Raw genomic sequence first — 14008 nt, forward strand, 5'->3', positions numbered from 1 at the left:
GTTACTCACGACTTACTAGAAACCATTTCTGATTTCTTACTTATATTATATATTGTAACACATAAAAAATGTCACCAAAACAAGAAAAGTTTTTTGTGCATAATTACTATTTGCTTAACATTTCCTTTAACTCATCAAAGCTCAAGCCTTTTTCCTGAATCAGCTCGTCTAACTCAGAAAGTCTTTGCTGATGAATTTGTTCTTCGAGTTCTTTCTTTGCTTTTTTCATTTCTTTTAATGAATTTTCCATATTCTCAATTTCTGTTGTTATTTTTGTTAATTGCTCATCTAATGTGAGATTTTTGCGTCCTCTTGCCATAATTGACCTCCTGACTAACTTTTTGAAGATAGTATAGTTCAAAAAGCCTTGATTTTCAATGATTTTCGTATGACAAAATTTGCAAGAAATCGAGATTCCTTGGAATATATGTTCTCTCTACCAGAATATTCCAATATGATATATAATACGCTTACAGTCTTTATCAAAATGAGTCGAACTTTGTCGATCAATTATTATTTATTACAGAATATCATAAGAATATAATATTCTCATAAGAGGAAGATAAAAGTGGTACATCGATATGATAACATTGATATGTATCACTTTTTTATTGTTTTTCTACTCTGTTTTACAAAGTCAGCAGTAGAAGAGTAATATAACTCACTATTTTTTCGCACTGTATAGCTACAGTTGAACTTTTTCACTATCACGCTCAATGATAGGTGTTTGACTATACCTTCGTGGGTTATTATAACCTACGCCCTCTTGGTAGTCGATGGGAGCGGCACTTACCTAGTTGGCAGTACGCCTCTCTGCTGATTAGATCATCGTGCTACATTACGAGTCACACGAGCCATTCCAGTCCTTGTCTAAGCCTTACGAATCTTAGAGACTGCGTAGTTCACGCACAGTCATATCAGAGGTCTACAGTGTAGTATCTGTAGTTGATTTTACTTATATATCTTCCTTGTTTAATTACAAGTTCTTTGTGTTTTACCCAGGGATTCTCACCTTGGCACGAGATATATTCTGAACCTTGCACATATTGCTTACTACATTTGTATGTGTATATAATCTTGCACATTATATACTTGCATAATTCAGCTTTTTTTTACCCAATACAGCACCAACAGCTAATCCAGCAGTGGTTAGTAGATTGAGTGAACCAGTTAATTTCTCAACTTCTGATATCAATGAGTTAAACAGGTTAATACCAGAAATAACATCATCAGAATTAATAATATTCGCAACCACATTATCAAAAGTGTTGGACAATCGATTCAAAGAACCTTCCCAAGAATTAGCCGTTTTTTCTGCTTCTTCTTGCATAGACCCTTCTCCATCGGTATAATCTTGAAGCATCTTTTCATAGGTTGAGTAGTTGGAAAGAATAGCGTTCAATGCGTTAGAACGATATTTCAATTATATTCAGATAGATTCGCAATATCTATCTAGTTGTTGATTATTTATATAAGTAGTTGATTAAGCTACTTTTTTATTATAATTTTCTACAAAATGATTCCATTGTTCTTCCGTGTTGTTACCGTAGCCATAGATTTCATGAAACTTCATATGAATTTCTTTAGTTAGACACACACCTAATGGATGATGAGATTGAATTTCTCTAAACGTTAACAGAATCTTTTTCAATTCTAATTTAGAATATTTATTGATATTATCTTTTACATCAAGATTTAAAACCTCTAATGCTTCATTTAAAATCAAATTAAACCCATAGATATGATGTATATCATCAAATCTTTTTCCAGATAAAACACACCTATACGAACATTTTTTCATAGAATTCTTTTTCCATTCGATATTATTTCTTCTGATATATTCAGATAAGTCTAAATAACTAGATTTTTCATAAGTCTTCATCAACCTGTTTCTAAAGCGGTAACAATTAATAGCGGAAGAAGAACGATGCAGTTTCTTTCCAATTTCCTTGTCTGACATATTATTAAAATTATTAGCAATATACATTTTTTCTTTAGCTGAAAAACAGACATCTAGCTTTGACTTATTAGTTAATCCTAACTTTTTCGCTTGTCCAATTATAGAATCTCGACTACGATTTGGCAATAATATTTTCATATCATCTACAGTATGAGTCGAATAGTTTTCTTTCAAAATTTCTATTTCGTTACTACTCCAAAAATTTCGTGTTTTTAATCCGAGTTTTCTTGCTTTAGATATAATTGCTGCATATGTATATTTATATTCGAATAACTTTATTAAGTCTGTAATGTTGCCATATAACTCAGAATAACATTTTATTAATAATTCCTCGTCTTTTTTGTCCCAAAAATAATTATCAAGAGATATCCCAAGCTTAGACATCTTAGTATGAATAGATGTCTTTGTTAAATCAGGAAATCTTTTCTCTATTGCTGTCCAGTCACCTTTTGGATAATGTACTTTTAAAAATTCTATGTCTTCAAATGAGAATCGATATGTAGAATTTACATAAACACCTAAAGACTTTAATTTCCCGATAATAGTAGCAGAATTTCTTTGATATTTAATGGAGAGTTCGTATGGCTTCATTCCATTTTTATAATCTTCAATAATATGATTTACTTCTTGTTCTGTAAAATTCTTCACATTCCTTTTAAATATTGTTATACCAATTGATTTAAAATGTTTTTGAATTGTTTGTTCTTGAAAACCATATTTATTGGATAAATCCACAAGACACATACCATTATGATAATCTTTCAACATGTTTTCAAATATTTCACTCGTTAATATTTTTCTCATAACGTCATTTGCTCCTATAATAGTCTAATTATTTCTTTTTTTGTATTTCTTTCTCATACTAAAAAAGAAGTCTAAGGATTTTTGTAAATCTTGACTTCTTTCAAATAACCAATATTCGTTGTTATTTTCGTCAAATCTTGATTCTTTGTCAAAACCAAGAGAATATAAGAACCTACACAACCGTACAGATTCGCATTTATATTTATTATTCAATATTTTTCACCTATTCTTTTTATAGAATGTAAGAGTAATCAGCTCTCATAAAAATCAACAACATCTCTATTTTTCAATAGATGTTTAGACTATTTCTTCATCTTCACCATTACGTGTTAAGAGTGACCTTTTCGATTTAAGGGATTTTCACCCACGCCATTTGCGATTGCGCCCTACGATTTTTGTCATAGATATTCAGGATTTCCACCTTTATTCTCTAGTCTATGACTCGACATGAATCTAGTCGTTGAACGTTTACCCTCGGCTCAAGTACCGTATGATCTACGGAATACGTTAGGGTACTTCGCTGCATGAACAGCCAATCCTTGCGTTTTAAAACCATCATATAGTAGTTATCCTCTATATTGTGGTGCAAGGCTCTTCCTATATACATAGGAGATAGGATTGTCCTATCGAGGCATTACCTGCAATTAAATTCATTCTAGTTATACATTTCTGTACAACGTGGTAAATTTTACCACCAACAGAATTTAATAAATTTGCACGTCTAACATCAGACTCATCAAGTTTATTATATTCTTCAGACAATTCTTTCAAAATTTGCATAGGTGCTTTTAATGATTGTACGCCATCTTTTACAGTTGTTAACGAAACACCTAACGAATGACAAGCTTTTTCATATTTATTCAAAGATTTTTCATCAACAACTTCTTCGCCATCTCCGACATCACCCTTAATTTGTCGAAGATTCATTAAAATTCCTTTAAATGCATTACCCATCTCAGAACCGCCTTGCTGAGTAACTGCAACAAGAGTGCCAATCGCAGCGGTAGTTTCTTCAACACTCATTTGAGACGAAGCTGCCTGTGAACCAACAACTTTCATACCTTCGGCTAACTCTGTCATATTAACCGCATTATGGTTTGTAATATTATTTGCACCGTCTAATGTTTTTGTTAATTCCGTAACACTACCATTCATATCATAGGCTTTATCCGTTGCTATAATATATGAATTAGCTAAATCTGCTGTCATGTCACCTGCACCTTGCGCAGCAACAGATAATTTTGCTATCGACTCTGCATTTTCGTAACCAGCTCTGGAAGCTTCCTGGACACCTGATAAATAATCGGTTGCTTTTTTACCATATTTAGAAGCGGTTTCAAAAGAATCAATCCCAATTGTTCTTAATTGATTCTTAGAAAGTTTATCATTAGATTTACTTATCTCTGTTAAATAGGTGTCTATATCCTTTAATTCAGTAACAGCCTCTCTAGTTGCAGAAACAATTTTCATAACTACAGTGCTTGCAGATAACCACGTACCAAATGAACTAACAGCTTGTCGCCATTGATCTTTAAATGTCATGCCAAGCTTACCAAGCACTCTCATTTGTGATTCAGTTTTTGCGAGCGACTGGTTAATCTGATTCCATCTATCCAACGGAACATTGCCACTACTTAGATCTTTTATATATAATTCTAACTGAGTTCTCGCTTCCTTGGTAATAGCGGTATTTTTGCTTAGAAAATCCTGAATTTTAATAAGAAGAGCAGTGATTTTCTCATCAGATACAGGCTGTGCAAATTTATCATATGATAATTTTGCTTGATCAAGTTGTACTTTTACCTTTCCGACTTCTGTTTCAAAATTATTAAAAGTCGATACTAATTCACTTCCAGACATGGTTTGCATATTTGCAAGAGTCTGCCTTAAAGAATTAATTTTATCTTGAGTTTCATTCGAGTAAGCATTGATTTTCTGAAATCCAGATGTCAGCTTATCTAAATCTAACTCATATCCACCATTTATAATTTTGTCATATTTCGCTTTTGGGATAGATGTAACAGACAATTTCTGAACAGATTTTAACACTTCGTCAGTTTCGGCTCTAACACCTCGTAATTCTGCTTTCCAAGTAGTTAATCCTGTCTGGGTATTTACTTTTGAAAGAGAAGAAAACATCTGTTGAATTTTATCTTTTACTTCACCAGACATCACACCAGCTTGTTTCAGTTCGTTCGTATATACCTGAAGTTGTTTCTTTTCGGATTCAATATTTGTTTGTAATTTAGTATCTTTCTCAAGTGTCTTTGCTTGGGCATCTACTAACTTAAATTCTGATTCTAAATTGCTCATATTATTGAGATAGCTGGTCAATGAACTAGTATCAAATACAGAATTAAGCTCGTCTTTTAATCTGGCGACCTTATTTTGCAAATCATCACTATAATGTCCAGACTGTTTCATTTTCTCTGCGAAAGTATCAAGTTTATTACCTTCGTCAGTTTTTACAGTGCTAATGTCTTTTGTTCTAAGTGATGTAGCAGCATATTCAGCATTTTTTAGTTTTACAATTAAATCATTTAAAGCAGAAATTTCTTTTCCTACATTATTATTAGCATCTGCAAAAGTTGTTTTCGTTGAATTCCCCAGTGCTGTGATTGCATTCTGAACCCGTGTAATCGCTGTCGTAAGACCATTAGTATCAAAATTTGTGTTTGCTAAAGTTCTATTTGCTCCTGTATCATTCAAACTGCTCTGTATGGAATTAAGTATGTTTTGCGCTTTTGCCACAGCAGTTTTTTGTTTATCAATAAATGTGTCAGTTGCAACACCTGCTTTTTGTTGGGCAGTAGTAACAGAATCTAAGCTTTTTATTAAATGTCCAGTTGCAATATCATATTGCTCTGTTAATTTAATAGCTTGACCAAACTTATCTGTACCAGAAATATTTACAGACAAGATATCTCGATCTCCACGCCTTCCAGTAGAGTGCGAAACAGACTGATCTAAAGTTTCAATTTGCACACCTAAATTTTGTATACTGTTTGCTATCGTGTTAATCTCATTAGAACCCATAAACTGATTACGATTGATCCTAATATTCTGTAATGAACGCCTAAAGTTGTCTAATACACGATTATTATTTAAACCTTGATTTAATCCATTTTGAAGCTGTTGCCCAATCTGCTGACCAGTTCTTTGTGCATTCTGAGTAAGTCCATTACTGTTTATATTGTTTCCAATATTAATGTTGATTCCATTTAAAGCAGAGTTAATATTGGAAACCATTTGATTAATTGCATTTTGATCAATATTGACATTCTGTAAATTAATCTGTGTAGAATTTAACTGTTTGGTTAAATTAGTAGCTACATCTTTTCCTAGTTTAGCTTGAATTTCTACTGTGTTAATTTGCTTTTTTAAAGCTTCAATGTCTTGATTGAGTTGCTGTTTAGATTTCGTTCCATCCAAACCAGCAATTAATCCTATTTGAAAATCATTTAAAGCCATTTTAATATTCTCCTTTCCGAATTTTATTTTTTTGTATAAAAATAACGCTCACGAAAGGAGCGTTGTAAAATAGAAGATAGAGTTGTTTGTGTTTGCAATTTCAATATATTCGATTATTTAATAGGAAGCCCTACTTTTTTACAATTTTGTTTAAATAAATTTGTTATACTTCCATATCTAGCATTTATTTCCTCTAAAGCTTCATCCCAATAATTGTGTGATCCGCTAACAGTTCCACCATGAGAACCAGTATTAAAATAATTTAAAACATCATGCCCTGTAACGTTATTATACGATTTTCCGTAATATCTTGTGACAAATCCAGAGGGGTATCGATATTGCAAATATTCATCATCAAATCCAACCGTGAATGTAAATTCGCCTCCATTTTTAGTTATGGCTGACGCACTAAGGGATTCCATTAATTTACCTGTTCTACGATAATAATCTGGTTCGCTTTCATCAGGTTCTGAAAAGACAGGCTCATTATAATAGTCAACTACCTTTTGTGAGACAATTTCAAATACAATATCTCTAGTCATTTTCATAGCATTTTCAATATATGGCGATAAAACTTTATTCAACTTGTTTATGTTATTTACCATTAGATGTAGACCTTAAATTATAAATTATTCTCTGTTGTATTTAGTTATTATTAGTGTCATTGTGAATTACTTCCGCAAGGGTGGTAATAAATTTCTCTTGTAACTCATCGATTGGGGTATCTTTAATTGACAAATATAGGGCTTGAATTGTATCAATAATATCTGACTTTTCATCCATTACCTTTTCAATAGAAGAGTACAGTGCTAATTTAATTCTGTGTTCCTTAAGCTTCATTTTAATATATGTAATCATAAAAATTTTCCTCCATTAATTATATTTTCTAAAAAATGTTCCTGTTTTATCTATAGAGTGGGCTACCATAGAACTAATTTCTCTAATCATTTCTGTCCCACATTTCTTACAATAATGACCACTTGCTGTATACTCAACCATTGGCATAATTATTGTTTCTTTTGTATTGCATTTAGGACATATGAATGGATAATTCATAATTATATTCTCCTTTACTTCTTACATTTCTTAGCTTCTCTCCGAAGTCGTTGTAATTCATCATATTCGATCCAACCAGTTGCTTTTGTCCAAGATAACCATCTTAATACAATATTTGGATATTTATGCTTGAACAATTTCGCTTTAATTTTTGAATCAGCAGTAGCAAGTCCTTTGGTGTCTATTACTTCAAAATATCCATTAGTATAATATAAATCAAAATCCGATATGTAATCTATTGCTCTTATAGTTTTATTCATATATTTAAAAGGTTCTTGTAAATTATATTTGACTTGCAATTTATAATCTCTCAAAGTGCCATTTTTCATGCCTGTCACTACCACGTCCTCGTAAAAACGTTTCTCTAATTTACTCATAAATGTTAGAGTTTCGCCAGTTTTATAATCGATAGCCTGTCTATCTTTTATACCTTTGGCGGTGGTAGCCACTTTAAATTTTGTACGTGTTTTTGATATATTTATCACTTCTTTACATAACAAAAGAGCAGCTTCCGAAGAAACTGCTCTTTCTAAAACATATTTATTTAATTTTTTACATCGCTAATTGCATAGGATATAATTCCCACTTACCATTAGGATATTTAGTGACATTGTCCATGACAACCTTATGTACTTCTTCTAAACTTCCCACATTTTCATCAACATGAATCACTTTACCACCCAAAATTGAAATTTCCTCACAGATTACATTAAAGTAATATCTTTCCATACTTATTCCTCCTCATTTAGATATACAAAATAACTCGTATATATCAACTTTAAGGACACGAGATAATATGATAGCATTAGTAAGAAGTATATCACTTGTATTATCATTTTCTATTTTGTTAATAGCTGCAACCGATAAGCCGGTAAGTCTTGATAGCTCTTGTAATGTGAATCCTCTTTGATTCCTGTAATACCACACTTTGTTCTTCATAGTAGTAATATGCACAAGTATATTTTGTTTATACAAAGCTTATCATAAATAATTTTTACTGTGGTAGAAATATTTATTCATCTTTGATCGGTAACGACATAACCTCTGGTATAATTTTACCCTTAATAGAATGGTTGCCACCAGAAGCAATATAGGTATCTGCTAATGATTGAAATGTTTCTAATCCTGCTTTTGTAACATATCCTTGTTTCATAAATTTAATATGAAGTTCATAAAGGTCTGCCCCATACTCGATAATTATTCTTTTTCGTGTGTCTTCCTCTGCCGAATCTAATCGACTAGCAATTTCTTCAATACCTTTAGATATTTTAGAAATCTCGTTATATTGCCATTTATCATGTTTTTCTAATATTGTCAATCGGTTCTCAATTGACTCCCTATCTTGTTCGGAGCCTGTTTTGATTTTGTATCTCTTTTTGAAGTATGTATATACATCTAAACATTCTTTAATAGCAAACAGAAATAAAAATATAGCCAATATAACATTGACATAATTTATCTTCAAAGCAGCTTCTAAATATTCCATTCAAGCCACCTTTCTAAGAACATAAATTCTTGAATGTTGATTTCACCGCTTTAGAAACTCCACAAGCTGCTTTCAATCCGCTACCAAATGTACCAGGATATTCAATCCCTTTTGGGTCTTTTCCTTTGAGTGCACATAATATCTCAAGTGCGGTTACTAACCACTGCCTTTCACCTACTTTAACATAGTGTGATCCAAAAGCTTTGTCTGTAGCAGAACCCCAAATTCCGTCAACTGACAGTTTTGCTCCATAATCCTTATTTAAAGCGGTCTGAACAACCTTAATGGCAGCTTTCTTTGTTTTATTTCCCCAGATACCATCAGCAACAATATTACAACCTACAAACTTATTGGCTGCTTTTTGTCCGTTTGCCACGATCTTCTTTTTTGCCTGATTGGATGTAGAAGTAGAAGAGTGGGTTGTCGATGAAGGTGCTTTGTCTGTCTTATATGTAGGGCGATAAACTCCAAGAATAAGAGATTTATGTCGTTGTTTTTCCAATACAGCACCACCATTATCCTGAGATCCATTCTTAGAGGTATTACCTTCTACGGCATAAATATAATCGCCAGACACCCTAGTAATGATGCCAATATGATCCGCATCTGAAACTTTATCGAAATTATAAAATACAAGATCACCTGGTTTATATTTGTTGGTATAAAATTTATGTTTGCTTTTCGCCCAATTCATAAGAGTGGTACAACTTGCTGTTTTTTTGCCATCATAAAACTGATCATACATGCCTTTTTTATTAAACAAATACCACTGAAAAATGCAACACCACGGAACGCCATTTACTCCATATGCTTCACCAAATTTCGTTCTATTGCTCTTAGCTGGATATTCTTTTGTATTAATAAACGATCTGGCAAAAGTAATCATTTCATTTACTGTACATGCCATACTCACACCTCCTTCTTCTTATTTCTTTTCTTTTCGTCATTAATAGCCGTTTCAATTAAAGAATCGAGGTATGCATAAAAATCGCTATTTGCTGCATTCAGTGTTTGATATACGAAAGTTGGAAGTGCTTCAAGTATTTTTGTTTTTGCAAGTTCTTTGACTTCCTTCTTCTTTTCATCTGTCCAATCATCTGTCCCTTTAATATTTTCAACAACAGACTGATATACTGCTTTCACCATTTCAACTACTATGTCGTATAGTTTTTTGGCGTGTCTATCTAATTTCTTAGCTTCAAGCCACTGTTTGACATATGTTGCAACATTTACAACAATTGGAAGTATAATCATAGTCCATAAAGTCCTAAGAATCGTATTCCAATCTAAGCTACCCAATATATCTTTCATAATTTTTTTCTCCTTTCCAAACAAAAAAGAACGGGTTTACCGTTCTCGTCATAGTTACTTATTTAATTGTCTTAATATCTCAACACATCGTTTCAGATTACTACATAAATAATCCAATTCGTCCTTTGTCTCATATCCACTAAATGTCATACGAATACCACTATGTATTAGTTTTTCATCTAATCCAATTGCCGTAAGAGTAGAAGATGGAGTTAAGTCACCTGATGTACATGCAGAACCAGTTGATACCTGTATATCTGCTATGTCTAATAATATCATCAATGACTCACCCTCAATGCCTTCGAAACAGACATATAGATTGTGTGGTAAACGATCTTTAATATTCGTACCAATAATATGTGAGTCTGCTATATTATTAATAATGAAATCATAAACATAATCTCTACTATCAGATGTAACAGAAGAGTAGTTATAATTCTCAACTGCTTTCCCCAGTGCAGCAATACCTATTACATTTTCAGTGCCACTAAATAATCCCTGCTCTTGTGAGCCATATATAAGCGGTTCTAATTCAATTGATGATTTCTTATATAGAACACCAGTACCTTTTAATGCTCCAAGTTTATGTGCAGAGAATCCTAAACCATCAACATTCAGTCTCTTTACGTCAACGGGAATTTGACTGATAGATCCTGTGCAATCAACATAAACAATAGCATTGTACAAGTGGCATATATTAATAACCTGTTGTACATCCTGAATTGTTCCTATCTCAGAATTGGCGTATTCTATAATAACAAGTTTTTTCATAGGGTTCATAGACAAACACTCTTTGAGATCTTGAAAATCAATTTTTCCTGTATGATCAACTCTAAGAGGACATTTATATTTGAGAGAATCTACACATTTTAATACTGATTTGTGAGATGTAGGAGAGTATAAAACCATACAATGATGTTTATTTGTATAACCTTTAATAAATAACGTGTTATTGGCTGAACCGCCTGATGTAAATATAATATCTTTAGAATCTGCATTAATGAATTTTGCTACATTATTTCTTGCAGTAGTAATAATTTTCTTTGCCTCAACACCCGATTGGTACATTGACGATGGATTCTGATATGTATCCAAAAGAGATACTATATAATCTTTAACTTGTGGGGTTAGTGGGGTAGTGGCTGCGTAATCAAGATACATACAACCACCTACCCTTTATATTTTTCTGAAGCATACATTTCTGATAAAGCGTCCCAAAGTCGCTTTTCTTTTTTATATTTCCATACTGAAATATCATCATCATTTGTATAAACCCATGTATATCTAATCCCTTTAGATTTTAAAAACAAAACTTCATCTAAAAATGATGTAGCATATTCTTTGTCCCATTTATTTTTCTTTTCCATAATTTTCAACTAATCGTAAAAAAATGGGATACATTAAATCCACAAATTGTATAGTGGTAACGTATCCCATTCTCTATCCAATCTGCTCACTTTCTTGTTTATTCTCTCTTTTAACTATTTTTCGTGATGTTTTATAATTTATCTGTTTAACATCTCTTTTATAATCTTTTACCTGTGCTGTATCAGAATTGTGATTTGCACCTGCTTTGTCAGTAATAGGTTCAGAATGATCTGATGGTGTTCTTTCAGCAAGGACTTTTGCTAAATACTTTTGTCCACACTCATATGAACAAGCTACCTTACGCCAATGGAACACCTTGTCATCTGTTTCACAATCAGAACACGGGGTATACATTTTTCCGCAAATTTTACACGGTTTTTGTACTTTATAACTCATATTTCACCATCCTTTTTTATATCGAGAAGAGAGGAGTATAATACTCCCCTCAAAACGATTTAGTATACGATGAAATCCCAAAGAGCTGTTGAACCAGAACATCCACCAGCCAAAGATTCAGCCTCGATAGCATGAACAGTTGGATCTCCACCCATTGATAACTCAAACTCACCATTAAAATCTGCTCGATTAATAATGAACTGACCGTGATATACATTGTCGCACACATCCTGACATGTTACATCAATATACATCTTCAGAACCTTGCTATAATGTTCTGAATCATTTGAAATCTTAGCGGCTGTAACTTCCTCATCATAGAATACTGCGATCTCAGTTCCGTCAGGAATATCACCAGCAAAAAATGTCAATTCCTTCTCGGAATATGCAAACTGACCAGTAGCATCTGCTGTAGCATTCTGCTCATAAGACTTTCCAAGTGAGCCTGATGGATTTTTTATGTATGCATATCCAATTTCTGCTCCTGTTGTTCCAACAGGTGTGCCTGTAAGTGTTGCTTTATTGCTCTTAACAACAACAATTTCTGGCTTTCTAACCTTGAACTTACCCTGTTCAACCGTAGAACCTGTCTGTGCTGCCAAAGCACCTCCGACCAGTACACCATTTGTTGCAGATACTGTAACTCCCTTATTCTTTTTCAATGAACCAATCTTACGTCCACCTCTACCTGTAATATCAGATTTTTCCTGTGTATTGTTGATAGATCCTTCCTGAATTTCATCCATGATAAATTCAAGCTGATCAGCATTATTAAAACATGTAATCTGATCAATCTCAGTAATACTAAGCTTATTGATATCAATCTCTGCCATAAATATTTCCTCCTTAAAATAAATATAAAAATAAGACCTCTAATATAGAGATCTTGTTTACTAATTTTGAATCCATGATAGACTTGATTTATCTACCATTTTTGTAGGATCGACTGTTCCTGCATATACACCAATCATAGTGTTATCAAATGTGATGCTTGTTCTAATTTGTTGTACACTTTGATTGAATTTATAAATAGACAAATCCATTACATCTTCATAGTTGTATTTAAATTCTGGTCGATTTACCAATGCAATTACCATTTTTTCGAAGTATTTATTATATGGTTTATTGGCATTTCGCCGCAATTTTCTTTTTTCTTTTTTTAATAAATATGCTTTTGCCTCTGCATTTCCGGCTTTACAATGTACTTCTTCGATATTGTTTATTTTACGAATTGTTTTTGCTATATTGGCATATAGTAATTCATCAATGATATAGTCATTACCTAACTCTGGGTTAAACAACACTGTTGTATTATTGAAATCATTAGGTATGATCGAATATCCTTGTGTTTTTAAGTCTCCAAACACTAAAGACAAATCATTGGTCGAATTTAAGATAAACATTAAAGAAAAGAATTGATAATCAGATAATGTCTCATAGTCAATACCCATATCATCTAATTGTGCCATATACTGATATGGTGTAGATGTTAACGCAGTGACTAAGCCTAAATAGAATTGTTCATGATCTAATATTTCACGAACTGTAGGTATGTTGATATAAAGATTTTCATTCAGATAAATTCTGTTTGCGTTAAGCCAACTTTGCCCACTATCATAAAAAATCTTTTTTTCGGGTATTTGTTGAATTGAGTTATTTACCATATCTCAACCCGTTATTAAAATCTTTAACGATAAATTTTAATAATCTTCCTTTAAATTTATGCTGTGGAGAATATGGAGTGTTACTTACTAATTGTAAAGTACCACCAATTCCTAAAACATCATGTTCACTAAAAATATTATCTAATTCGCAAACAACCTTGTCATACCATAAATAATCAGTTCCATGTTCTGAGTATCTAATTACATCTTTGTGAGATAGTATAAAAAAATATACAGCTAAGTCCTTATATACATTGTTTCGTGGATCAATTGTTGCGCTGATTTCAAAATTAATATACCTTTTTGTTTCATCTATTGTCTCTGGGACGAATTCATGTGGGTATACACAATGAAAAAGCATATCACTTTCTGGGTCATCTGAATTTTCCTTACCTAATAATTGAATCAACTTGGAGGAATCGATGATAGCATCACAAATTTTTCTCCGATATTCAATAATTTCATAACTTCTTGATTTGCCCAATAACATCA

Annotated in this window: 19 protein-coding genes; all 19 read right to left on the minus strand. The window is 32.4% G+C overall.

The genetic code is table 11. From position 1 onward, the window contains the following. Positions 1–106: 106 nt before the first annotated feature. The gene (locus OCV60_RS07915) at positions 107–319 is read right to left on the minus strand and encodes a flagellar export protein FliJ (protein ID WP_262529952.1); all 213 of its coding nucleotides are present in this window, start codon (positions 317–319) and stop codon (positions 107–109) included. 765 nt (positions 320–1084) lie between these two features. After that, positions 1085–1330, minus strand: a complete 246-nt coding sequence (locus OCV60_RS07920) for a hypothetical protein (protein WP_262529953.1) — start codon at positions 1328–1330, stop codon at positions 1085–1087. A gap of 153 nt (positions 1331–1483) precedes the next feature. After that, a complete protein-coding gene (locus tag OCV60_RS07925; protein WP_262529954.1) occupies positions 1484–2764 on the minus strand; it encodes a hypothetical protein in 1281 nt (426 codons plus the stop codon). Positions 2765–3361: 597 nt separating this feature from the next. Then, complete coding sequence (locus OCV60_RS07930; RefSeq protein ID WP_262529955.1) at positions 3362–6235, minus strand: phage tail tape measure protein; 2874 nt, start codon at positions 6233–6235, stop codon at positions 3362–3364. A 113-nt stretch (positions 6236–6348) separates the two neighbouring features. Next, the gene (locus OCV60_RS07935; RefSeq protein WP_262529956.1) at positions 6349–6840 is read right to left on the minus strand and encodes a hypothetical protein; all 492 of its coding nucleotides are present in this window, start codon (positions 6838–6840) and stop codon (positions 6349–6351) included. A 40-nt stretch (positions 6841–6880) separates the two neighbouring features. Beyond that, complete coding sequence (locus tag OCV60_RS07940) at positions 6881–7093, minus strand: hypothetical protein (RefSeq protein ID WP_262529957.1); 213 nt, start codon at positions 7091–7093, stop codon at positions 6881–6883. Positions 7094–7108: 15 nt separating this feature from the next. After that, a complete protein-coding gene (locus tag OCV60_RS07945; protein ID WP_262529958.1) occupies positions 7109–7291 on the minus strand; it encodes a hypothetical protein in 183 nt (60 codons plus the stop codon). Between the two features lie 14 nt (positions 7292–7305). Beyond that, a complete protein-coding gene (locus tag OCV60_RS07950; RefSeq protein WP_262529959.1) occupies positions 7306–7791 on the minus strand; it encodes a DUF1064 domain-containing protein in 486 nt (161 codons plus the stop codon). A gap of 52 nt (positions 7792–7843) precedes the next feature. Further along, positions 7844–8020 carry a hypothetical protein gene (locus OCV60_RS07955; RefSeq protein WP_262529960.1) on the minus strand — a complete coding sequence of 59 codons (177 nt, stop codon included), beginning with the start codon at positions 8018–8020 and terminating at the stop codon, positions 7844–7846. A gap of 12 nt (positions 8021–8032) precedes the next feature. Further along, complete coding sequence (locus tag OCV60_RS13150; RefSeq protein ID WP_416810455.1) at positions 8033–8230, minus strand: helix-turn-helix transcriptional regulator; 198 nt, start codon at positions 8228–8230, stop codon at positions 8033–8035. Between the two features lie 73 nt (positions 8231–8303). Continuing rightward, positions 8304–8777, minus strand: coding sequence for a hypothetical protein (locus OCV60_RS07960; RefSeq protein WP_262529961.1), 474 nt, complete (start codon positions 8775–8777; stop codon positions 8304–8306). Between the two features lie 13 nt (positions 8778–8790). Continuing rightward, positions 8791–9684: a CHAP domain-containing protein gene (locus OCV60_RS07965; RefSeq protein WP_262529962.1), complete on the minus strand. Its 894-nt coding sequence runs from the start codon at positions 9682–9684 to the stop codon at positions 8791–8793. Between the two features lie 2 nt (positions 9685–9686). Next, positions 9687–10088, minus strand: a complete 402-nt coding sequence (locus OCV60_RS07970) for a phage holin family protein (protein ID WP_262529963.1) — start codon at positions 10086–10088, stop codon at positions 9687–9689. A 54-nt stretch (positions 10089–10142) separates the two neighbouring features. Beyond that, positions 10143–11249, minus strand: coding sequence for a cysteine desulfurase family protein (locus tag OCV60_RS07975; protein WP_262529964.1), 1107 nt, complete (start codon positions 11247–11249; stop codon positions 10143–10145). 8 nt (positions 11250–11257) lie between these two features. After that, positions 11258–11455 carry a hypothetical protein gene (locus tag OCV60_RS07980; RefSeq protein ID WP_262529965.1) on the minus strand — a complete coding sequence of 66 codons (198 nt, stop codon included), beginning with the start codon at positions 11453–11455 and terminating at the stop codon, positions 11258–11260. 73 nt (positions 11456–11528) lie between these two features. Further along, positions 11529–11852: a hypothetical protein gene (locus OCV60_RS07985; RefSeq protein WP_262529966.1), complete on the minus strand. Its 324-nt coding sequence runs from the start codon at positions 11850–11852 to the stop codon at positions 11529–11531. 59 nt (positions 11853–11911) lie between these two features. Then, positions 11912–12685, minus strand: coding sequence for a hypothetical protein (locus OCV60_RS07990; protein WP_262529967.1), 774 nt, complete (start codon positions 12683–12685; stop codon positions 11912–11914). 60 nt (positions 12686–12745) lie between these two features. Further along, positions 12746–13516: a hypothetical protein gene (locus tag OCV60_RS07995; RefSeq protein WP_262529968.1), complete on the minus strand. Its 771-nt coding sequence runs from the start codon at positions 13514–13516 to the stop codon at positions 12746–12748. Beyond that, entirely contained in the window at positions 13506–14000 is a 495-nt protein-coding gene (locus tag OCV60_RS08000) for a hypothetical protein (protein ID WP_262529969.1), read from the minus strand. Before OCV60_RS08000 ends, OCV60_RS07995 begins: the two co-directional genes overlap by 11 nt. Between the last annotated feature and the right edge of the window lie 8 nt (positions 14001–14008).

This window comes from Coprococcus ammoniilyticus (assembly GCF_025567345.1).
Classification (GTDB): Bacteria; Bacillota; Clostridia; order Lachnospirales; family Lachnospiraceae; genus Coprococcus; species Coprococcus ammoniilyticus.